This window comes from Rhizobium sp. SRDI943, from assembly GCF_057653695.1.
In genome coordinates, this window is record NZ_JBYGKN010000002.1 from 934667 (window position 1) to 954243 (window position 19577).

20 protein-coding genes and 4 pseudogenes are annotated in these 19577 nt (G+C 57.9%); 15 read left to right on the top strand and 9 right to left on the bottom strand.

What is annotated here, in order from left to right; all coding sequences use genetic code 11:
• Nucleotides 1-54: 54 nt before the first annotated feature.
• The 3 genes and pseudogenes from AC245Y_RS28525 to AC245Y_RS28535 all read left to right on the top strand — a co-directional run.
• A pseudogene (locus tag AC245Y_RS28525) lies at nt 55-453 on the top strand (cysteine hydrolase family protein); the annotation flags it as partial.
• An 89-nt stretch (nt 454-542) separates the two neighbouring features.
• Nucleotides 543-941 carry a low affinity iron permease family protein gene (locus AC245Y_RS28530; RefSeq protein ID WP_017996659.1) on the top strand — a complete coding sequence of 133 codons (399 nt, stop codon included), beginning with the start codon at nt 543-545 and terminating at the stop codon, nt 939-941.
• A 249-nt stretch (nt 942-1190) separates the two neighbouring features.
• Nucleotides 1191-1316, top strand: a complete 126-nt coding sequence (locus AC245Y_RS28535) for a hypothetical protein (protein ID WP_017996658.1) — start codon at nt 1191-1193, stop codon at nt 1314-1316.
• Nucleotides 1317-1417: 101 nt separating this feature from the next.
• Here the strand turns inward: AC245Y_RS28535 and AC245Y_RS28540 are convergent, their stop codons facing one another.
• Entirely contained in the window at nt 1418-1747 is a 330-nt protein-coding gene (locus tag AC245Y_RS28540; protein ID WP_017996657.1) for a hypothetical protein, read from the bottom strand.
• A gap of 1067 nt (nt 1748-2814) precedes the next feature.
• Here AC245Y_RS28540 and AC245Y_RS28545 point away from each other — a divergent pair.
• Entirely contained in the window at nt 2815-3051 is a 237-nt protein-coding gene (locus AC245Y_RS28545; RefSeq protein WP_157628369.1) for a helix-turn-helix domain-containing protein, read from the top strand.
• A gap of 502 nt (nt 3052-3553) precedes the next feature.
• On the opposite strand, the gene AC245Y_RS28550 is transcribed toward AC245Y_RS28545, so the two are convergent.
• A complete protein-coding gene (locus tag AC245Y_RS28550) occupies nt 3554-3742 on the bottom strand; it encodes a helix-turn-helix domain-containing protein (protein WP_017996655.1) in 189 nt (62 codons plus the stop codon).
• 456 nt (nt 3743-4198) lie between these two features.
• Between AC245Y_RS28550 and AC245Y_RS28555 the strand changes: the two genes are divergently transcribed.
• Together AC245Y_RS28555 and AC245Y_RS28560 are read left to right on the top strand one after the other, a co-directional pair.
• Nucleotides 4199-4795, top strand: coding sequence for an alpha/beta hydrolase (locus AC245Y_RS28555; RefSeq protein WP_017996654.1), 597 nt, complete (start codon nt 4199-4201; stop codon nt 4793-4795).
• 34 nt (nt 4796-4829) lie between these two features.
• The gene (locus AC245Y_RS28560) at nt 4830-5735 is read left to right on the top strand and encodes a hypothetical protein (protein ID WP_026157640.1); all 906 of its coding nucleotides are present in this window, start codon (nt 4830-4832) and stop codon (nt 5733-5735) included.
• A gap of 408 nt (nt 5736-6143) precedes the next feature.
• Here AC245Y_RS28560 and AC245Y_RS28565 read toward each other — a convergent pair whose 3' ends face one another.
• The 3 genes from AC245Y_RS28565 to AC245Y_RS28575 form a co-directional block, all read right to left on the bottom strand.
• The gene (locus AC245Y_RS28565; RefSeq protein ID WP_012763465.1) at nt 6144-6326 is read right to left on the bottom strand and encodes a hypothetical protein; all 183 of its coding nucleotides are present in this window, start codon (nt 6324-6326) and stop codon (nt 6144-6146) included.
• Nucleotides 6327-8048: 1722 nt separating this feature from the next.
• A complete protein-coding gene (locus tag AC245Y_RS28570; protein WP_128407353.1) occupies nt 8049-8183 on the bottom strand; it encodes a YHYH domain-containing protein in 135 nt (44 codons plus the stop codon).
• Between the two features lie 491 nt (nt 8184-8674).
• The gene (locus tag AC245Y_RS28575) at nt 8675-8869 is read right to left on the bottom strand and encodes a hypothetical protein (RefSeq protein WP_003553092.1); all 195 of its coding nucleotides are present in this window, start codon (nt 8867-8869) and stop codon (nt 8675-8677) included.
• 89 nt (nt 8870-8958) lie between these two features.
• Here AC245Y_RS28575 and AC245Y_RS28580 point away from each other — a divergent pair, with 89 nt between their 5' ends.
• Complete coding sequence (locus tag AC245Y_RS28580) at nt 8959-9195, top strand: spike base protein, RCAP_Rcc01079 family (protein ID WP_017996650.1); 237 nt, start codon at nt 8959-8961, stop codon at nt 9193-9195.
• Between the two features lie 41 nt (nt 9196-9236).
• Nucleotides 9237-9636 (top strand): annotated as a pseudogene (locus tag AC245Y_RS28585) (DUF1515 domain-containing protein).
• 1084 nt (nt 9637-10720) lie between these two features.
• Here AC245Y_RS28585 and AC245Y_RS28590 read toward each other — a convergent pair.
• Nucleotides 10721-11011 carry a hypothetical protein gene (locus tag AC245Y_RS28590; protein WP_003553088.1) on the bottom strand — a complete coding sequence of 97 codons (291 nt, stop codon included), beginning with the start codon at nt 11009-11011 and terminating at the stop codon, nt 10721-10723.
• Nucleotides 11012-11120: 109 nt separating this feature from the next.
• Between AC245Y_RS28590 and ligD (AC245Y_RS28595) the strand changes: the two are divergent.
• Nucleotides 11121-12159: pseudogene (gene ligD, locus AC245Y_RS28595) on the top strand (non-homologous end-joining DNA ligase).
• Nucleotides 12160-12218: 59 nt separating this feature from the next.
• Here ligD (AC245Y_RS28595) and AC245Y_RS28600 read toward each other — a convergent pair.
• The 3 genes and pseudogenes from AC245Y_RS28600 to AC245Y_RS28610 all read right to left on the bottom strand — a co-directional run.
• Nucleotides 12219-12320, bottom strand: a pseudogene (locus tag AC245Y_RS28600) (hypothetical protein); the annotation flags it as partial.
• A gap of 216 nt (nt 12321-12536) precedes the next feature.
• Nucleotides 12537-12821, bottom strand: a complete 285-nt coding sequence (locus AC245Y_RS28605; RefSeq protein ID WP_012763461.1) for a hypothetical protein — start codon at nt 12819-12821, stop codon at nt 12537-12539.
• 105 nt (nt 12822-12926) lie between these two features.
• Entirely contained in the window at nt 12927-13208 is a 282-nt protein-coding gene (locus tag AC245Y_RS28610) for a hypothetical protein (protein WP_080518594.1), read from the bottom strand.
• A gap of 56 nt (nt 13209-13264) precedes the next feature.
• Here AC245Y_RS28610 and AC245Y_RS28615 point away from each other — a divergent pair, with 56 nt between their 5' ends.
• The 6 genes from AC245Y_RS28615 to ligD (AC245Y_RS28640) all read left to right on the top strand — a co-directional run bounded on the left by AC245Y_RS28615 (nt 13265) and on the right by ligD (AC245Y_RS28640) (nt 19301).
• On the top strand, nt 13265-13759 hold the full coding sequence (locus tag AC245Y_RS28615) for a hypothetical protein (protein ID WP_017996649.1): 495 nt from the start codon (nt 13265-13267) through the stop codon (nt 13757-13759).
• A 759-nt stretch (nt 13760-14518) separates the two neighbouring features.
• Nucleotides 14519-14791 carry a DUF6894 family protein gene (locus AC245Y_RS28620; protein WP_017996648.1) on the top strand — a complete coding sequence of 91 codons (273 nt, stop codon included), beginning with the start codon at nt 14519-14521 and terminating at the stop codon, nt 14789-14791.
• Between the two features lie 133 nt (nt 14792-14924).
• Entirely contained in the window at nt 14925-15650 is a 726-nt protein-coding gene (locus AC245Y_RS28625; protein ID WP_017996647.1) for a Crp/Fnr family transcriptional regulator, read from the top strand.
• Between the two features lie 281 nt (nt 15651-15931).
• Nucleotides 15932-16312 (top strand): hypothetical protein, encoded by a 381-nt coding sequence (locus AC245Y_RS28630; RefSeq protein WP_017996646.1) that lies wholly within the window; start codon nt 15932-15934, stop codon nt 16310-16312.
• A 526-nt stretch (nt 16313-16838) separates the two neighbouring features.
• A complete protein-coding gene (locus AC245Y_RS28635; RefSeq protein WP_017996644.1) occupies nt 16839-17804 on the top strand; it encodes a sterol desaturase family protein in 966 nt (321 codons plus the stop codon).
• A 444-nt stretch (nt 17805-18248) separates the two neighbouring features.
• Nucleotides 18249-19301 (top strand): non-homologous end-joining DNA ligase, encoded by a 1053-nt coding sequence (ligD, locus tag AC245Y_RS28640; RefSeq protein ID WP_017996643.1) that lies wholly within the window; start codon nt 18249-18251, stop codon nt 19299-19301.
• Nucleotides 19302-19577 lie beyond the last annotated feature (276 nt).

Consider the following 19577-nt stretch of genomic DNA (forward strand, 5'->3'; position numbering starts at 1 on the left):
CGCCAGCGTCTCATCCTGATTGCCGCGCAATAGCCGAACCCTGCGGCGGCACGTGGAACGTGGAGGGCCTACTATGAGAAGTGGTGGATGATGACGGGCGAGCACCTGCACTCGGAGCTTGTCCACCTCCTGCCCGAATTGCGCAGTCTCGTTCCGCCCGCGCGCGTCTTCGACAAATCGGCATACTCGCCCTGGGTGGACGGAAGGCTGGATGGCCAGCTTCAAAGCGAGCGCGTCCGAACGCTGGTTGTGACCGGCGGTGAAACCGACGTCTGCGTAAGCGCCGCGATCTAGGGAGCCATCGACCTGGGCTACCAAGTCATCCTGCTGAAAGACGCCGTCTGCAGCGGCGCCGACGAGACTCACGACGCATCCAAGAAACTGCTGGGAGAGCGGTTCTCCGTCCAGTTAGAAATCATGGAGACGGCTGCTTTTTTGTTTCAGGTCCGCTAGATGAGACCTCTTTCCCGGACCTAAGTCCCTGGTGCGGAACTCCTTTACGCTTGACCACGTTTTCCTGAGCAGGGAGCACAGGAGATACCATGTCGAAGTTCTTTTCAAAATTCGCCACTGCCATCGCAGATCTCTCCGGCAAGCCTGGCACCTTCGTGCTGGCGGTCGCGCTCGTCCTTGCCTGGGCGGTCTCAGGCCCTTTCTTCGGCTATTCCGAGACCTGGCAGCTCGTCATCAACACCTCGACGACGATCATTACCTTCCTGATGGTGTTCGTCCTTCAGAATTCGCAGAACAGAGACGGCAAGGCGCTACAGGCCAAGCTGGACGAACTGATCCTGACGTCGCAGGCTCAAAACAAGTTTGTAGGCATCGAAAGGCTCGACGAGGAGTCCTTGCGCGAGATGAGCAGGACGCTTGCCGAAAAGGCGGAATGCGTCGAGGACGTCGCGGACGAAAAGGCGCAGCGCAACAACGCGTCTGCCTGACGCGCCTGGCGTTCGCAATTGCTGGGATTGACGTCGTATGAGGCATCGCGTGATCCGTGATGACGACGTCCGGCAACGGACCTAGCTCGAGTACCTCGTCGAAGTCTTTGTGCTTGGAGACACATGTAGTGGATCGATGCGCCCAAACAACCGGAGACAAGCGCCTGCATTTGCGCCACTAATCGGTCTCCGCGACCCTCGGGATCCGATCTCGCCCGCATAATCATCGACCGCTACCCCGGAATTCCGGTGATCCTGGCGACAGGCTACGGCGATCTTCCAAGCGATGAGGAATCGACGCTGCCGAGGCTCGCCAAACCGTTCGGACAGGCACAGTCGCAAAGGGCGCTCGTTGCCGCCGTCGCCGAAAGCTAGATACCGAAAGGCCGGGAACTGGTCCCGGCCTTGGCGCGTGGTGCCAGTACATCCGTGGTCACCGACGCTCATGACAGTTGGATTGTCAACTCGCGAAGAATTCAGCCCGCCTTCGGCTTCAGCGTGTCGAGATGATCGATATGCTCCTTGATCTGACCGCGAGCCAGCTTGGTGACGCTGAGGTGCACTCTGTCCTGACTAACTTTCAAGTAGTCCTCCTGGATCGTCAGCAGCTTCTTGTGTCCGTCGAGCTGCGCGGTAAGGTAGCGGCGTCGAACTGCCGGCCGGAAGCGTTCTTCAACTCGTCGAGAGACGCCTTCGGCGTCGAGCATCTTCTCGACATCCTCGTTCGACGGTGGCTTCAATGTACCTTCGGCCTTGCCGCCCATCTCCATGGACTTCAGGATGTCGGCAATCGTCTCCTGCCCCACTTCGCGAACGTGCGACGGCTGCGATCTTCAGCATGTTACGGCGGTTCATCGGATTCTCCCTGCTTGACGCGGTTGCTAATGCGCCGATTAACCTCCACGTCCGCGGTTCGTTCCGACCGCACCCTGGGAGCGCACCATGCTCGCTTCAAGGCCGTCCAGAGGCCGGCAGGGCAAACGCCAGGAGTAAGGGCGGACACCAGGCAGAAATAGGAAGGCGAGGCGGGACCGACGCGGCCAGAAGCGGGTTCAGTCATGGCAGCTTCCGACCGGCTCCGAGAATATCGGGTCCACATTGCTTCAGTCGGATGAGGACGCAGGCCAGAGCGAGGAGCGCCGCCATGCCGATAGCGGTTGCCGCTACATATGTTCCAGACTGGACGAGTCCGGCGAATAGGAACAGCAGCCCTGCGATAGCGCCGATAACGGAGAGTCTTGATAGCATGGGAACCTCCCGGTGACATTCCATGGGAACGTCGGAGAGACGAGAGGGTTTCCGTACGGCGCCGGACGAAGAGGATCGGAACGTCCTTGCGGTCGCGGGAAGCAGGATAGTCCGGGTATCGTGTGTAACTTTACCGGCGCGCGCGACTGGGAGACGCTCTGCTCTTGCCACATCCTTGGGGGGCATCGTCATCCTTCAGTCCGAAATTCGAAATGATCTTCTCGTCTCTTTCCGTCGATGCCTGGGCGCTGGTTCCACCTCCAGCCGATCGATCTACCTCGGGACTTTCAGATCGGTCACAAGGACAGCGCGATCGCCTATGACTACTTCCCGGAGGCCGGCGTCGCCTCAATGGTGCGGTGTCCCCTGTCGGCGAACGAGCGGAAGTCGGCCTTTGGCCGTGAGGGCGTCACCCCCTTGGCAACGATGGCCGACGCCAGCCGGCAGCCCTTCGAGTTCATGATGCAGGTTTCGGGTGGATGCTCTCCGGCGCTTGGTTGAAGAAAGCCGGTCATCGAGAGAGACGCTCGAGTCCTTCACCGCGCGTCTCTTCACGCAGACCGCATATACGGCGCTGTCAAATGCAGTGCACCACGTCGATGCGCGACTCGCTCGGTGGATCTTGATGATCGACGACCGTGTCGATGGCAACCACATCGACGTCACGCATGAGTTTCTGGCTGTCATGATAGCGTCCGGTCGCTCGGGCGTCACGGACGCGCTGCATGTACTCGAGGGAAAGCGCTTGATATACTCCAACCCGAGTTTGGTGACAGTCCGCGACAGGGCAGCGCTCGAAGAATTTGCGGGACCCGCATACGGACCGGCGGAGCGAGGCCTCGTCCATGAGCTCGCCTCATAGGAACGGGTCGGAAGCGATCCGCCGTTGCTGTTGTCAACTCCCGACGCTGTCGAACGGTCGTCTTCGAAGAAGGCCAGGTCGACGCTTTGGCACACCGTGCGCGACTGCATGATCGCGGCAAGCGCGTCTAGGAAAGCTTCCACTGCGTGCTCAAGTTCGAAACCAAGTTCGAGTCTTTACCCAATGCTGATCGCGGGCATTTTCTACGGAACGACGATGTTGGACAAAGCCGGCGAGGCATGCGAGACCATGGCGAACTTTACGAATTAGACGCAAATCGGCTCCCGGTGCTCGACAAGCTCGAGGACGTCGGCAAGCCTGGAAGCTTCAGAAGAATTCGCCAAGTCGCTCTGATAGGCGGCGGCGTTCCCATTTTGCGATCGGCTATTTGAAAGCGAGGATTGGCTGAAACCGCTGCATTTCGAGGTAATGCTTGGTTTCGTGATTAGGCATTTTTGCGATACGCGGGTCCGGTGTCGCGCTCGAGACAACCGAGCGCGTCTCACGCGAGAGCGTGGTCAATACGTGCGAGGTGGTTTTGAGGAACCTCCGCGCCAGGTTTCTCCGCAGCCGCGAGTTCCGCCAGAGTGAGGCCAGTTGCTACAGCAAGGTCTTCCAGACTGTAGCCTTTGGCGAGCCGCGCCTCGCGGCGATGAGATGCCGCGGTCTTGGGAGTGGAGATCTGCTCCATGTCTCGTCCGTTTCCGTTGTAAAATGGTCTTCAGTTTTCAGAGGCGACGCGTAGCTGTCGGAGGCGTTCGTTCTTCTCCTCGCGTCGTCTGCGTTCCTCTTCAGCGGCTTCGGCCGCGGCCTTGTTTGTTCGCTCGAATGCTTCCGCGCGTTCCTGCACGGTCAGAGTGCGTCTGATCCTGCTTACCATTGGAATGTTCCTTGAGGGTTTTCCCATATATGGGTGGATTGCCAAGCCGCTTCAACACCTTGAGCGAAGTGTCTGGTAGCGTACCGCCCTTGAGCGGGCGCTTGCGAAGGGCGCGATCGGCACCCATCTATGTCGGGCCACCCCATAATCGCGAAGCTCCGCAGATGTCCGCCGGCGTCCGCGTCGATGCTCGAGCGTCGGGTGAGAGGGCGGCTCCCCTTCTTCGGGTGAGCCCCCTCGGTCCATTTCAGCAATCCACGGAAAACCATGGCCTCTCACGATCACCTCGTCATATTCTTGCACGGCATCGGGGCGTCTGGCGCTCAGCTCATGCCATTAGCGTCATCATGGCGACCAAAGCTTCCGAACACCCGCTTCGTCGCTCCAGAAGCCCCGATGCATCATCGATATGGGCACCAGTGGTTTTCGACCGAGGGAAACCCTCTCGATGCAGCACGTATCCGAACCGCGCGCGAGGCCTTCGACGTTCTCATAAGCGACGTCGTCCGCAGGGAAGGTTTTGCCGAGGCTCATGACAGGGTTGCCTTCGTCGGCGTCTCGCAAGGTGCCATCGTCGCGCTCGACGCGGTTGCCTCCGGCCGCTGGCATGCCGGCGCGCTCGTCGCGTTCTCAGGTCTCCTTCCGCCGCAGCCGATTTCGCCCTCAGGCAAGAGCACGCCGATCCTGCTCGTTCATGGAGAGAACGATACGATCATACCGCCTATCGCTTCGAGGCTCGCCGCCGCGCAGCTCGGAACGGCCGGCTTCAAGGTCGAGCTGGACGTCGAGCGCGGAACGGGACACACGATCTCCAGCGCTGGCGCACAGAAAGCCCTGTCTTTCTTGAAGAAGAACCTTCCTTGAGCGAACCGCATGCCAACTTGACCGTTTTCCTTTGATGACCGACGAGCAACGCCAGCAATCTGGAGCAGACGAACCGTTACAGGAAACGGTGGCCTTCGCGTTCGACCGGATGACCGTCGCCAGGTTCCGGGAAGTCTTCCCGAACGCGCGGTGGAGCGACACACTCCAGGCATGGACGGTGCCCGGCAAGACGGCGCGCCGCCGCATCGATCGCTGGCTGGCCTCGGAAGATGCTCGGCACTCGCCCTTCGAAGAAGAAAGGGGGCGCGACGCCTATCAGTTCGAACCGATCCTCAGTTCATACCTGCAGGTCTACGACCGCGGCTTCCGAATCAAGACGCCGTTCTCCCGGACGGTCGTTGACGAGCTCCGTCAGATACCTTTCGCTCGCTGGAACGGCGACGACAAGGTTTGGGAAATTCCGTTCGCATCGTACGACGATCTTCAGCACCGGTGGGAGGCGATCGAAGAGGCGGCCAGGAGGGCAGAGCCCGAGGAGCGGCGCAAGCGTGCCGAAGCGCGTAAGGGCACCGAAGAGGAGGCGAAGGCACGGCGTCGCACTCAGGAGCGAAAGAAGCGTCGGTTGCCGGTGTCGAGGGACGACCTTCCTCCCATCAGCAGGCCCGTCGCGACCTCGGCATTCGGAATCGTTGTCATCACCGAAGTGACGGGCGAGATCGTCGATCCGGAAGAAGTCATTGAACACCACCCCGATGCGAGCGATGAACACGTCTGGGCCGAATGGCGCGCCGCCACGCTCGAGGAACTGGTGCACACCTGGCCGCTACGAGATCCACCGGGAGAATATGAGAAGATCCGTGGCTGGTGGCAGCCGACGCTAGACGAACTGCGGGATGCCAGAAGAACAGCGAAATCCCGCGAGCGACGAAAGTCCATTTCCCTGAGACCTGGCGAGGAAGCGTCCACAGGTCCTGAGTGACGTACCTTTCCCAGGCCTTTCGGGAAGCGACCTTCGAGGTCCGCCGGCCGCTTCCCGACTCCGAGCGTCCCGTCGCCTGGCGCTCAAGGAGTTCGTCACGATACGCCTCAACAGCACATCACTGTATCGGGGTGATGAAACTCGTATGAAGAGTTGCAGTACGGCCGCACCCAAAGTTCGTTTGATCGGGTGAAAAGCGAGACGGTCCGGGCGGTTAGGCTGTGGGCGGGCTGTGGATATCCTGTGTGCATAGAAAGATGAATGAACCCGTCGTTCCGGCTCCGTTCATGACGCGCTTGCTCGACCACTCCGACTCGGACGAAGTTCTCCTCAACCAATCTCTGGCCTCCGCCGCAAACGTCGCCGGGATGGTCAGGGCGCTCCCCATCGGGTCGAGCGCCCCTTTTTTTAACCGCTTCCTGGTGACACGCTCTCGTCGCACTTGTCGGGCAACGCTCCGGCGCCGGGCGTCTTGCTCTCGTCTTGCAAGTGCTCCTTGTCATGAGGACCCGCAGCCGGTTGATCCTGACCGTCGACTGGTTTCTCGCCGGTCTCCTCGATCGCCTGCTGGGCTTTCGTGTCCTTGTCCATCTCGCTCTCCTTGCCGTGGTTAGAGAAAACCCGCCGCGCCAGAGAGAGTTCCTGTCGACAAGCAAAAGCGCGCGTATCGACGGTTAAATGAACCCGGATCGGCGCCTTGACGCCCGCCGGTTCGGGGAGGTGGGACGTTCCCGCCGGACGCCGCTTCAGTCACGCGGTTGGCGGTTGAAGGCTCGCGCTTCAACCTTCTTGACGAATACCCGCATTCACTCTGATCTGAGCGTATCCGATATGAACGAGATGCGCGGACCGCGTCGGAGGACACAGCCTCGCCCGCCGAACTGTCTCATTCCCGGCGAAACGGAAGGCCCTGACTGAGGACGCCCCGAGTTGACGCCGGGAAGTTTGCTCGCGATTGAACGTTTCTTCCCCTTGCCCCACCTTGCTTGGTTTCCACGGGCCACTCGATCACACAGGTGTTGACTCCAGTTGGGATTAGAACAAATAAAGAACACTATCATTGTTGGTGCGACATCATGTTGGACAAAGTCAAGAAACCCGCAACAACGAAAACGGCTTTCGACATGGTCGGCGCTTTCGTTGGAGGTCCGGCAGATCAACGACTTGGCATTTGCAAGACGTTGCTTCCGCGCCGGTCACGTCGCAGGAGCGAAGCCAGGCAAAAGTAAATTTACTTTTCTTGCGGGCCGGCTGGTCATCTCCGCGTGGGCGACGAACAGCAAAGACGCGGCGAGGGACGCCGCCATCGAACTTGACTACCGGATGGCAAAGGCTGGCAAGCGGCCGCCAGCGACCGGTTGGAAGTTGACGCCCGTCGCTGACAACGCCTGAAATCCATCCCTTCAAACGCTTACGGCTCTGGACGGTAAAAGCCGCGGCCGATCAGGGACAGGTTCTCGTCGTGACCTGCAACTTATGCAGGGTGACACATAACTATCTGCCGGCGGATATCGAGGAACTATGCGGCAAGGTGATGCCATTCGGGATGATACAGGTAGAGGTTGACCATCAGGCCCCTGGCTTCTCGCAGTTCTTCCTCCCATCCCGACTTATGAATTATCAGCGTTTGTAGGACGCTTTCGGAAAACCCAAGATCGACGGCTAGATCAAGATCACTGTCCTCCCGTGCGGTGCCTCACTCGACTATCGAAGAGGTGGACGGCTTCTACGAGTGGATTCCGTTCGGCCCACCGTGCAACAGCGGCGAGCTGTTCGTCGTTAATGTCCATGTCCGCCCCCTGCTGAACTTAGCTGCCCGGAACGGGCGAATTGCAAAGGGTGCCCATTGCTGGGCACCCTCCGGTTACCAGAAAACGTGAAGGATAGCTGCTATACCGAACAGGCAGGCTGCTACGTTCACGTTGACCTTCACAGTCACAGAGGTGCGTTTCCACATGGGAAAGCCCTTTCTGGACCACGCCGGCGCAGCCCATGAGGGTTGCGGTTAAGCACCGTCGAAAGACTTGTACCCGGCTTTCACGGCAGCATCGGTCCATCGTAGACGACTGCAGACCGTCTCAGATGGGCCGCGTTCGACCTGGCACGGTTTCACTTGGCTGTCGGGCACCGCCCAAGGGAGCTGCTACATCGGACCAAACGGCCCCTGCGGTGGTGTCCAAATCGAGTATCCACCTGGTCGATCAGGACGGGGTCGGCATGGCGGCAGGGTGAAGATGTAAGGTATCACGGCAGTTCCGAATCGCGGGTCGGATTCAGACTGCCGGCAAATTCAGGCGCTGGACGCTTGCCACATCAATGGCAGTGATAGTCGCCTGTCTTGTGGTTGGTATGGCACCCGTTCTTATCGAGGCCGCCGCCGTGCGCAAAAGCGCTGACTGAAGACAAAGTGATTGCGGTCGCCGCGAGAGCGATTTTTAACGTTTTCATCGGTTGAGTTCCCCACCCAGTTACACCTTCAGTGAAGCACGCGCTCGACTAGAAGTCGAATCGATATCAACCGCTGATACACGGTGTGTTGATGGATGGTAAACGGTCGGCGGAGAAGATGCCCCGCTATCTCATCTGCCTGAAAGCTGCCCACCCGCACGCCGCACCAACAGCTATTCCCATCGCAAGGCCGATCCGACTAGTGCCGAATAAAGTTGTTCCGAGAACCACACCTAGACCGACGCCTATACCAATACCTAAAGCCATCGTTCGTTGCGGTTATTGGCCGCCCTCACTTTCGGTTGGTGATCTCGGCGGTCCTGGCTCGACTTGCCCCGGCGTAAAGAAAGCCATGTACGCCACCGCTATGATCATCGCGACAACGAAGATAGTCAGCACGAATTTGATCATGCCGTGCGTGGCTTTTTGATCTGTGTTGCTCATGCGACTACAACATAGCCGCAGTATAGAAGTTCCGGCCGTTCGACATGCTAGCTGGTTAGCTGCTTAACGACGTCATCGATCGACTCCCTGACGGGATAATAGCTCGGCGAGGCATCTTTCCCCAGCACACTGACGTAAATGTGGGTGCTGCTGGTGAACGCCCTGATGGCGACCACATGCTCCGGATTGATGAAGATAATCGGATCGTTAGTGCCCGCGTAGTGGAACGGCACAAGTCTCATCTTGTCCTCCCCAGGTTAGCCCCATCCGCACTGAACGACCAAATGCACTGTTTGTTGCTGCGCATCTGAATTTTAGAAGGACAAAAATGATGGACCCTTCGATTGCTCCGGCCTCGCGGGCCGCAGTGGTGACGCCGAACGATACCGCCATGGTCGGTGCGCGCGCCCTCTACATCGGTACGGCGGGTGACGTAGCCATTGCGCCGCGTCGGGACATGGATCCTGTCATCTTCAAGAGCGTGCCGGCCGGGACGATCCTGCCGGTTCACGCTGCCATCGTGGCGCTGACCGGGACTACGGCATCCAACATCATCGCGTTATTCTGATGGAGAACGGCAAGAACGTCCCGCTGAACGAGATCGGGATACTGGGTAGCGCCGCGAAGGTGTCGCGATCCATCTTCATCACCAACCATCCCGCCGATCAGAGGGCAGGGGCTCATGACAGGCAGACCAACCGAAAGGAGGGCGGTGACCATAGGCGGCTCGACGAGCAGGCAAAGCAGATCCATCTGCTCGACATGACTGTAACAGTCAGCAGCAACGTCGATGGGCAGATCCGCGAGGAAATCAAAACCCTAAAGGACACCGTCGAGAAGAACCACGAAGCTGTCGCCCCCACTCTTGAGGAGTGGAAAAAAATGAAGACCCTCGGCTATGGCATTCCAGGGGCTGATCGCGTTCGCGGGCCTGACCATTGGCGGCATCATTGCCTATGCCAGCGATGGGGCAGTGGCGGCGCTTCGGCATTGGTTGAAGATTAACTGATTGCTCGCGATTTGCCCGGCGGATCAAAAAGAAGCTCCGTCGAAACGGGGCAGTTTGGGAAAGGGCGGATCGCACAGGCTGAAGGAAGGGATGGCGGCCGGCCCCGGGATTGGGGCCACCTGTGCGATCCTGTGGCCTAACAATAAATTGCCGGAAATGTTCCGGTGCGGTTCCGTACAAGAGTTAGAGAGCGGATCACCCCCGACCTGGCGTGGCTGAGGTTTATTCCCGGGGCGCTGTTCAAATCATACGGTTGTGGTGATTTTTGTTTAAATGCACGGGAAGAACCGACGGCTGTCCCGGCGGTGCAGCTCATTAGGACGCCCGACCGCCTGATGCTCTTGCGAATGCCAGGCCGCACGGGGGGAGAACCCTTATGCCTAAAGGGGGTTACATCAGCGCGGAGGAGCCATGGCTCGGTAAACGAGTTTGATCTCGTTGATCAAAAAATGCCCCGCCGAGGCGGGGCAAGTTCGGTGGCCTTAGAGGAACACACCATTGCGTTCCTTCCAGTCTAACAACCAAGGGGCACGCCCGGTTCCCGATACGCTTTTGTACCGATCCTCCAGGGCTTAACTGCCCAGAGAAAGAAAATCCCCGAAAGAACGGGGCTTAGGTAGGGGTGTGGTTTCTAGGCAGAAACGCATCGTGGCGTTGCTACAACTACATTGCATGATCGGGGTATTTTAGCAATTAATAATACTTCGATTCCCCAGCTCTTCGCTGAAATTAAGCATAATATGTGCGGTTGCGCGCTGAAGGAAAAAGTAACTTCAAATTACAGTTATGCTGAGTATTATTCGGTAGGCCCCTCAGCGATTACTTGCTAACCCCAAGCATAATGTCTCCTGTGCGTTGGGCGGCCTCCTACATCGCCTCGGGCTCCGTGCGGTCCCTTGTCGACCATGTTTTCGCCGACCATGCAATTCTACCGTTCAAAAAAGCCCCGCTTTAGAGCGGGGCTAAGGTTGAGGTTTACGACCGGCCGCACGGCGAAGTGTCGGTGGCTGGAGTTATAACAAATCTCCGCACGGCCTACGCTCCTACGATCAACACCTGCCATTTGTTCCCGCCCCGACGATTTTTATCGGCCTTTTGGCCGACCATGCAATTCCAACAATTTTTCGTAGTGCTCCTCGACCCTCCGGCATGCCTCCCGGGATGTTGTCTCCCATCCGCTGTGAGGCACGATATGCTCTCGCACCCAAGGGACGTGAGTGGCGTTCCACTTCCACATCCCCATCTCGCCGTGGCTCGTTTGGTCTAGCTGGATGCGGCCGAAGGACTGCTCGCCGTCGAACCCGCTGAAGTCTTGGTGTCCTTCTCCCGGCCAGGTCTCGCGCCATTTGTATTTTGGTTGATACTGATCTGGCACCGGGTAGCCTCCGACCGTCGAGCGTGTCGCTAAATGTTCTCGACTTAGGCGGAGTCAATAACACGAATTGGGCAATTGCTTTTTAAGGCATTGCTGATGGGATGGCGGCATGACAAAGCCGCCGAAACCAAAGCCGCTCCTGCAGTATGCTGACAAGCCGGTTCGATCCCGGCCTCGCAAGCCACGAAATCCCGCACAGCCGAACCTTCCCCTCGACCCCATGCCGGATCGCATCGATCCATGCCTTGCTCTCCTGAAGCCGAAGCCGCCCAAAGGGCCGCAATGGGCCTTCGAAGTGAAATGGGATGGCTATCGCCTGGCAGTGCACATCGAGCCGACGGGCATTCGCATCTTGACGCGCGGCGGCCACGACTGGACGGATCGCTTCCCGGCAATCAAACAGGCGGCATTGTGGCTTCCCGTCGGTTCTGCAATCCTCGACGGGGAGGCTGTGGTTTGAGAAAGGCCGGTCGGATTTTGGCCTGCTGCAACAATCGCTCGGCGGGCGGGGCGGCAAGAAGAGCTCAAGCGACGCCATCTTCATGGCCTTCGATCTGCTCTATTTCGACGGCCATGATCTCAGAAATTCCGAACTCGACGTGCGCCGGCATCTGCTTGAGGATCTGGTGCCGGCCTGCGAGCAGGGCAATATCCGGCTCTCGGAGGAGATCGTGGCCGATGGCGATCAGCTGCTGGCAACGCTTGCGAACACGGGTTGGAAGGGATCATCGCCAAGCGGCGGGACGCACCCTATCGCTCCGGCCGGCTCGGTGACTGGCTGAAGATCAAATGCATGCAGAGCGACGGCTTCGCAATCGTCGGATACGAGAAGTCAACGGGATCGTTCGGAGGCATCGGCCGATTGCTGCTCGCCGCGCGCCAGGGAAACGAGCTCGTCTATTTCGGGGGAGTGGGGACCGGCTTTAACGAAACGATCCGCCGCCGAGATCCGCGAGCAAATGGACAAGCTGATCATTGGCAAGCCCGCGGTCGATACCGGCAGGAAGCGAAACGCAGTCTTCGTCCGGCCGGAGCTTGTTGCCGAGATTGAATATCGAGCCTGGACCCACGACGGCAAGCTCTGGCATGCGTCATACAAGCGGCTGCGCAACGAGCAGGATTATGCGGCCGTTTATGAGATCGAATAAGATGTGAAGCAGGGCGATTCGATGGGCTGCGCCGTGGGATCACGAGGGAACAATCTTTACCCCCACCACATGGCGCGGAGCCGTGCGTCTTCGGCAAAAGCGGGAATGGCGCTTCCGGCACCAAGGGCGAGACCGGCGGCCGCACCGGCTGAACCAATCAGGAATGAACGGCGATTAACCTAAATTGATAATCCTCCTTGTCCCGATTCCCCGCTGCCATCCTCCAATGGCGTTATCGGGCACTTTGTGGAGATTACGAAAAAAAATTCGGTGAAAGCAAATGTGGATTGCCGGAGCAATAGGACGTTAATGGCCACATCCAGAGGCTGGGGAGTATGGCCAAGCGCATTTATGCGTAGCGATGTGATTTCATTGTCTCAAGTCCAATTGCTCGAGGCAAACGGCCGCAGCGGCTTGAATTCCACCGCCTGCACAGCGCCCGACGAGGTCATCATCTTCGCCCGCTTTTGGGCGAGATTCGCCCACCACTTCGAGGTGGTCCGGATCTGATCAATGCCATCAAGTATACGAAGCATGTGCCGGGCTTCCGCAGCCTCCATTGTTACGAGTGGTATGCCATCCAGTCGTGCCGGTGCATCAGTTGCATTATCGATTATGGCCCAACTGGTATCACTCGCGTTCAAACGATAGTTGCTCGCCATTTTGTCCCTCCGGTGAAATGGCAAGATTGATGCAAAATTCCCGATGCGCACATCTGGCAAAAGGGATTGGCTCCACCACCAAAAGGCGAATCGGCTGTTTGAACGTTAAATCGCCGGTCCAGCAGGGTCTCGTTTCAACCCGCGACGTGATGCGGTGCCGCGCAGTCGAAATGGCTCCGCACCGCAACCCGCCGCTAGCGAACCAACAACAGCAACCAAAAACCGCTGGAGCGAACTCAAAACTGGATAAAACTTGGGGGCAAGGTCAACGACAATCGCGAATTGGCTGACAACCACGCGCTCATGCTTGCCGCCAACGCCGACTTCGACAGCGGGCTGACGGTCCTGAAGAAAAAGCGCCCTTGACTCCTTCACCAAAAAGAACAAAATAGCAACATTCCTGCGGCAACCTGATATTCCTATTCCAGCGTGGAGGATTTGGCATGCCCACCATTGTGTACAGAAACGATCAGAAAATCTCGCCACGCGATGTCATGAGATTCGCGGTCTACGCGGAGCACGTCAGCAGACAGTGCTATGACGTTTTCGAGGAAGACGGGTCGAGGTCTCGATCAGAAGCTCTTTCCCGTCGAGCGCAGGCCGTGTCTGATTCACTCGATTTTGGAGATGAACCACACTTCTTGGCGGAGGCGACGAAGAAGGTTCTCGCCCTTCGAGATATGGTCTCTGGCATGTGCTTCGATACGTTCGGAGAGCGCGGCCATATGGGCAAGTCCATGGACCTTCTCGGCATGGCCCGGGACGTGGACGAAGTGCTTGAAAAGTTCGTTATCTACCATCTTTCCCCGGAGGAGTTGGAAGCGGCAGAGACGGAATGGGCACATGAATCCCAGTTCCATGCGAAGATCGAAGGGGACAATTTGACGCGCGATGGGCCGGGCACCGGGGCGAGCGCTGGAAATCCTGCCGCCTCATGATCCCCAGACTTTCGGCATGAGAGCGGCGGCCGGCAGTATGGACTGCAGGGCTGGCCAGAAAAGCCCTCAGATATCAGCTGGCCGTGACGCGAAGGGGATCTCTGTAATAAAAAAAGCCCCGCCTGGGCGGGGCAGTTGACGGGCCTTAGAGGAACACACCATTGCGTTCCTTCCAGGCCAACAACCAAGGGGCAGGCCGGTTCCCGGTACACTTTTGTACCGATCCTCCAGAGCTTAACTACCCAGAGCAAGAAAAATCCCCGCAAGAGCGGGGCTTAGATAGGGGGGTGGTTTCTAGGCAGGAACGCATCGTGGCGTTGCTACAACTACTTTACATAGCCCTCCTACGTGAGCAATGAATAATATTACTTTCCACAGGTTCGCTCAGAAATTAATCAAATATCGTACGATTTCGCTCAGAAGGACAAAGTCTCTTCAAATTACACGCGCACTGAGTATTATTCAGTAGGCCGCTCAGCGATTACTTGCTAACCCCAAGCATAATGTCTCCTGTGCGTTGGGCGGCCTCCTAACCTCTGATCGGCTTCGCTGTCGCGAAATCCATGCCTTGACCTGCCCTTCCTTGAGTAGCTTCTGACGGATCTCTTCATCATTCTCGCAGTGACGCCGATGACCGCGCGCAATGCGCCTTCTTTAGAACGTGATCACATGCGATGATGGGACATCATCCGCCATCGACCCAGGCGCGGATGGCTAAGAGAACCCGATTGCTCTTGCCTGTACAGGAGCAATGGCTGGATGGCTCGCTACTTTTTCAACGTTCATGACGGCATCTCGATTCCGGACACTCTGGGCTCGGAGCACCCGGACCTGCAGAGCGCCCGTACCGAGGCTGTGGAGACCATAGCCGAGCGGCTGCGGGGCGCTCTGTTGACGAAGGGTGACGTTTCTGCGTGGCTTATGAACGTCACCGATGAGCGCGGCTTTACCGTCATTGTTCTATCCTTCACGGCAGCCGTCCAAATCGTGGATCATGTAAATGTCGCTGTGCAAGTGCCTGGCGCATTGTAGAAATGTCAAAACCGCACAGACGGCTTAGCCCCTCTTGGCCTGTACTAGTGCTTTGACCCATAAGCTTAACATTGCTGACGCGTCCCCGTGACGTCGACATGAGATCGGGCTCAATCCCGCCGGAGGCTGGGCTATGTCCGACTTTTCGCAGTCTGATGTTCGAAACCTACTTCTGAGAGCGCTCGAGCCCGAAGCGTTCGATCTGCTGCGGGCCGCGATGCAGCCGGTAGCGCTTCCGGTGAAATTGGAAGTGATCGCGTCGGATGTGCCAAGTGAGGCCGCCTACTTCCTGGAAAGCGGCTTGGCATCAGTCGTTGCCACCAACTCCGATGACGAATCCGTGGAGGTCGGGCATGTCGGATATGAGGGCATGGCAGGGTCTCATGTGCTGCTGAAGGTCAACCAAACTCCGAACAGGACCTTCATGCAGGTCGAGGGGCACGGAATTTCGGTGCCGGTATCCGCGCTTCTTTCCATGGCGGAACGGGTTCCGTCGGCCAACGACCTGCTTCTCAGATATGCGCATTGCTGCGATTTGCAGCTTGCCCATTCCGCCCTTGCCAATGCCCGCTACAACATGCCTGAACGGCTGGCGCGATGGCTGCTGATGTGCCACGACCGGCTGCGGGACAAGAATCTGCCTCTCACCCACGAGTTCCTCTCGCTTATGCTCGGCGTCCGGCGTGCGGGGGTCACCAATGAAATTCACATCCTCGAGGGCGTGCACGCCATCAAGGCCACGCGCGGGAATATTCGGATCCTGGACAGGCCGAAGCTGGAGGAGATAGCCGGTGGCTCCTATGGTGTTCCTGAGCGCGAATACGAACGGCTCGTCGGATTTCCCATCAGGCAGGCTTGAGCTCAGAAAAAGCTGCAGCTTCTCTCATGCGTCGCTGCAACTGGTTAGGCCTGCGGGACGGGGACGAGCTGACATCAGCCATAGCAGATAGTTCAGCGATAAACATTTCCCGAACGTAGTGCTGCCGTTCGCAATGCCTCGATTTGATATCTCTCGCAGAAGTACGCCGCCGTCTTGTTGTAGATGTAGCGGCCACAAAACTGGTACGTGACAGCCGCCAACTTGTGGTTCATATGAATTGGATGACAATGTTGCTTGTCAAAACTCGGAGAGAATGGCGCATGCGTAGAATTCTATTAACTGGACTATCCGTATTGTTTCTCGGAGCGCAAGCTATTGCTGCTACCGCGATGACTGGAAAAGAGCTTCAAGCTCTGCTTTCGGACGGCAAGGTGATTGTGCTGGGCGGGCCAAAAGAAGGCTACAACGGCGAGCTTTCGGTTCTCAAGGACGGTACCGCACATGGTTCGGTCAAACTCGATTCCGGAGATGTGATCACCATTGACGGCGTGTGGCACATTACTGGCAACAAGTTCTGCCGCACGTGGAAGGGCGGAACGGACGCTGGGAAAGAGGTATGCGAGACCTGGAATAAAACAGGTCCTAAGTCGGTTACCGTGTTGAACGGAAAAGAGAATATCGGCAAGAACTCCTGGAAGTAGTGTCGAGCAAAGGCGCTATCAAAGCTCGGCCGCCTCTAGCTCCACCTGAGCACCTGTTCCTGTTCGTAAGATTATGAGGGAAGTGCTCTAAGCACCACCAACGAGTCGGCCCAGAAGGGGGCGGGATTGTCGGTGTCGCTCATCCAACCTCCTGGAGTGTCGAAGCCGATGGGCCGAAACGCCAAAAAAAGCCCCGCCTTAGGTAGGACGGGGCGAGTTTGGGTTGCGGTGGGCCGCACATTGAAGTGTAGGGTGGCTGCCATATCAAATCTCTGCACGACCCGACTCCTTACGATCGGCGGAGCCGAATTGTTCCCTCCCGACAGATTTTTTATCGGCCTTGCGGCCGGCGATGTGATTCCAGCAGTTTTCATAATACTCCTCGACCCTCCGGCATACCTCCCGGGACTGCACTTCCACCGCTGGCAATACATCAAAAGGACGCCCCCTGATCGTCCTTTGAGCAATCTGGCAAAAGCGCATCGTCAGGACTAAGCTGTACGAGTTCGTGTTTTGGAGCAGCGCCATGGAGCTGGTCGTCGAATACTGCCTGCACAAGCTTGGAGGCTTTTTTTACAAAACTTACTATCTCAATGGTGAGGCAATGGCGCTCAGTTTCGCCATTTCCATTGGCCTGGTTCTGACGGTTTTCGCGGTGGAACTCACCTATGTGGGGTTCGGCAATTCGGGATTCCGTCGGGTTTTCTTCGAACGCAGCAAATCCACAATCACCGATATCGTCTATTTTGTCCTTCAGGCGACGGGAATGATTACGCTATTCGCGGCGCTTGCGTCATTTGGTCTGTCCTATGCCATCACCCGCGCGGCTCGGGATGCCCCCCACCTGGACCTTGCCGGGAGGCTGCCAAGCTGGGCACATGTTCTCTTGTTCCTAGTCCTGTCGGACTTCTTGAGCTACTGGCAGCATCGGTTGATGCATCGGCTGCCCGTACTATGGCGGCTGCACGAATTTCACCACGCAGCCGAAGAGTTCAACGCGCTGACTTCGTCGCGGGAGCATCCGCTGGAGAAGGCCATAAACATGGCCATCATGGTCGTTCCGGCGCTGCTTATCGGCCTGCCAACGGCCGAATTCGCCTTCGTGACCATCACCTTTGGCGCCATTGGCCTGGTCAAGCACAGTGCCATTCCCTGGCATGGCTGGTTTGGCAAATACGTGATCCAGTCACCACGCGACCACTTCATCCATCACTCCCGAGTGCGGGAACATCACGACAAGAATTTCGCCAATTATTTCCCGATCTGGGATCATTTGTTCGGCACCTATTACGAGGGCGATGCAGACGGTGCAAAGCTCGGTCTGGACCGCGACTACTTCAACCAAACCGATCCGTTCCGTGAAAGCATCGCCACAGAAATCCGTTTCTTCCAACGCGCGGGGCAAGCTGCCAAGGCCAAGTGCGGCATAAGCCTCATAAGCGGAAAACCTGCCTCGCCGCAGGGGCTGTCGGGCCCGGAAGAGCGCCGGTAGCGCGAAGTTGGCATCGCTCTGTTGTGATAAGCGGCAGCTTTCGGGAATCCAGGAACTGGCTCCGAATGACAGGAATGGGTCGATTCCAGCCGCCGCTTCCGCTCCAACGAACCCGGGTTTAATGCGTTGATGTGGAGCCGATCGCAAAGCCGTTAGAAGGGCCCGCATAATAAATACCCGTGCAGAAACCTATAGCCGATAAACTGTCGGCCCTCGGGCTCAAACATATCAACATGGTCGGTAGATACGCACCACACTGCCGGATTTGTCGCACGTGGGGAACTCCGACCGCTGCGCGATCCGTCAATCCCCGATGGGCATGGCGCGTGAAATCTTATGCAGGTATCTGCTCCGTTGCTACTCAGACCCCTTCTCGTCTTAGCCGAATGTCAATAACACTTATTAGGCAATTGCTTTTTAAGGCATTGCTGATGGGATGGCGGCATGACAAAGCCGCCAAAACCAAAGCCGCTCCTGGAGGATGCTGACAAGCCGGTTCGATCGCGGCCGCGCAAGCCGCGAAATCCTGCCCAGCCGAACCTCCTCCTCGACCCCATGCCGGATCGCATCGATCCATGCCTTGCTCTCCTGAAGCCGAAGCCGCCCAAAGGGCCGCAATGGGCCTTCGAAGTGAAATGGGATGGCTATCGCCTGGCAGTGCATATCGAGCCGACGGGCATTCGCATCCTGACGCGCGGCGGCCACGACTGGACGGATCGCTTCCCGGCAATTCAACAAGCGGCCCTGTGGCTTCCGGTTGGCACGGCAATCCTAGATGGCGAGGCCGTGGTTCTCGACGAGCAGGGCCGGTCGGATTTCGGCTTGCTGCAACAATCGCTGGGCGGGCGGGGCGGCAAGAAGAGGTCAAGCGACGCCATCTTCATGGCCTTCGATCTGCTCTATTTCGACGGTCACGACCTCAGAACTTCCGGACTCGACATGCGCCGGCATCTGCTCGAGGATCTAGTGCCGGCCTGCGAGCTGGGCAATATCCGGCTCTCGGAGGAGATCGAGGCCGACGGTGATCAGCTGCTGGCAAGCGCCTGCGAACACGGATTGGAAGGTATCATCGCCAAGCGCCGGAACGTGCCTTATCGCTCCGGCCGGCTCGGCGACTGGCTGAAAATCAAATGCGTCCAGAGCGACAGTTTTGTGATCGTCGGCTATGAGCGATCCACAGTTGCGCGAGCTGGGATCGGGCGGCTGCTGCTCGCCGCGCGCAAGGGAAACGAGCTCGTCTACGTTGGGGGCGTTGGAACCGGCTTCAACGAACGTTCCGCCGCGGAGCTCCGGGAGCAGATGGACAAGCTGATCATCAACAAGCCCGCTGTCGATACCGGGAGGAAGCGAAATGCCGTCTTCGTCCGTCCGGAGCTGGTTGCCGAGATCGAATATCGGGCCTGGACGCATGACGGGAAGCTACGGCACGCGTCTTATAAGGGGTTGCGCGAAGCCGCTGATCAACTGGCGATTTATGAGTTGGACGACATACGCTAAGGTCCAACACCGGCCAGTCGAATGCGTCTCGTCGCTCGGCAAACAGCCCCTCAGTCGTTGCTAGTAACTTCCACTTGATCGCTTCTGTTCGGCCTTTTGATTCTCTTGGCTAGCAAAACGGTCGACGAGATCCCACCGCTCAGCATCTTTAGAAAAAGTATATTGAAAAAGGTGAGGGAATACGCATTTCCGACAACTGTTGTCGAAGCGCCTGCACCGTAGATCGGCAAAGGGATGAGAATAATTAAAACAACGAAGGTGAGCAAATATACCAAG

Coding starts and splice junctions, on each gene's coding strand:
- AC245Y_RS28530 (WP_017996659.1), top strand. CDS start 543: ATGTCGAAGTTCTTTTCAAAATTCGCCACTGCCATCGCAGATCTCTCC.
- AC245Y_RS28545 (WP_157628369.1), top strand. CDS start 2,815: ATGATCGACGACCGTGTCGATGGCAACCACATCGACGTCACGCATGAG.
- AC245Y_RS28550 (WP_017996655.1), bottom strand. CDS start 3,742: ATGGAGCAGATCTCCACTCCCAAGACCGCGGCATCTCATCGCCGCGAG.
- AC245Y_RS28555 (WP_017996654.1), top strand. CDS start 4,199: ATGGCCTCTCACGATCACCTCGTCATATTCTTGCACGGCATCGGGGCG.
- AC245Y_RS28560 (WP_026157640.1), top strand. CDS start 4,830: ATGACCGACGAGCAACGCCAGCAATCTGGAGCAGACGAACCGTTACAG.
- AC245Y_RS28565 (WP_012763465.1), bottom strand. CDS start 6,326: ATGGACAAGGACACGAAAGCCCAGCAGGCGATCGAGGAGACCGGCGAG.
- AC245Y_RS28570 (WP_128407353.1), bottom strand. CDS start 8,183: ATGAAAACGTTAAAAATCGCTCTCGCGGCGACCGCAATCACTTTGTCT.
- AC245Y_RS28575 (WP_003553092.1), bottom strand. CDS start 8,869: ATGAGACTTGTGCCGTTCCACTACGCGGGCACTAACGATCCGATTATC.
- AC245Y_RS28580 (WP_017996650.1), top strand. CDS start 8,959: ATGGACCCTTCGATTGCTCCGGCCTCGCGGGCCGCAGTGGTGACGCCG.
- AC245Y_RS28605 (WP_012763461.1), bottom strand. CDS start 12,821: ATGGCGAGCAACTATCGTTTGAACGCGAGTGATACCAGTTGGGCCATA.
- AC245Y_RS28615 (WP_017996649.1), top strand. CDS start 13,265: ATGCCCACCATTGTGTACAGAAACGATCAGAAAATCTCGCCACGCGAT.
- AC245Y_RS28620 (WP_017996648.1), top strand. CDS start 14,519: ATGGCTCGCTACTTTTTCAACGTTCATGACGGCATCTCGATTCCGGAC.
- AC245Y_RS28625 (WP_017996647.1), top strand. CDS start 14,925: ATGTCCGACTTTTCGCAGTCTGATGTTCGAAACCTACTTCTGAGAGCG.
- AC245Y_RS28630 (WP_017996646.1), top strand. CDS start 15,932: ATGCGTAGAATTCTATTAACTGGACTATCCGTATTGTTTCTCGGAGCG.
- AC245Y_RS28635 (WP_017996644.1), top strand. CDS start 16,839: ATGGAGCTGGTCGTCGAATACTGCCTGCACAAGCTTGGAGGCTTTTTT.
- ligD (WP_017996643.1), top strand. CDS start 18,249: ATGACAAAGCCGCCAAAACCAAAGCCGCTCCTGGAGGATGCTGACAAG.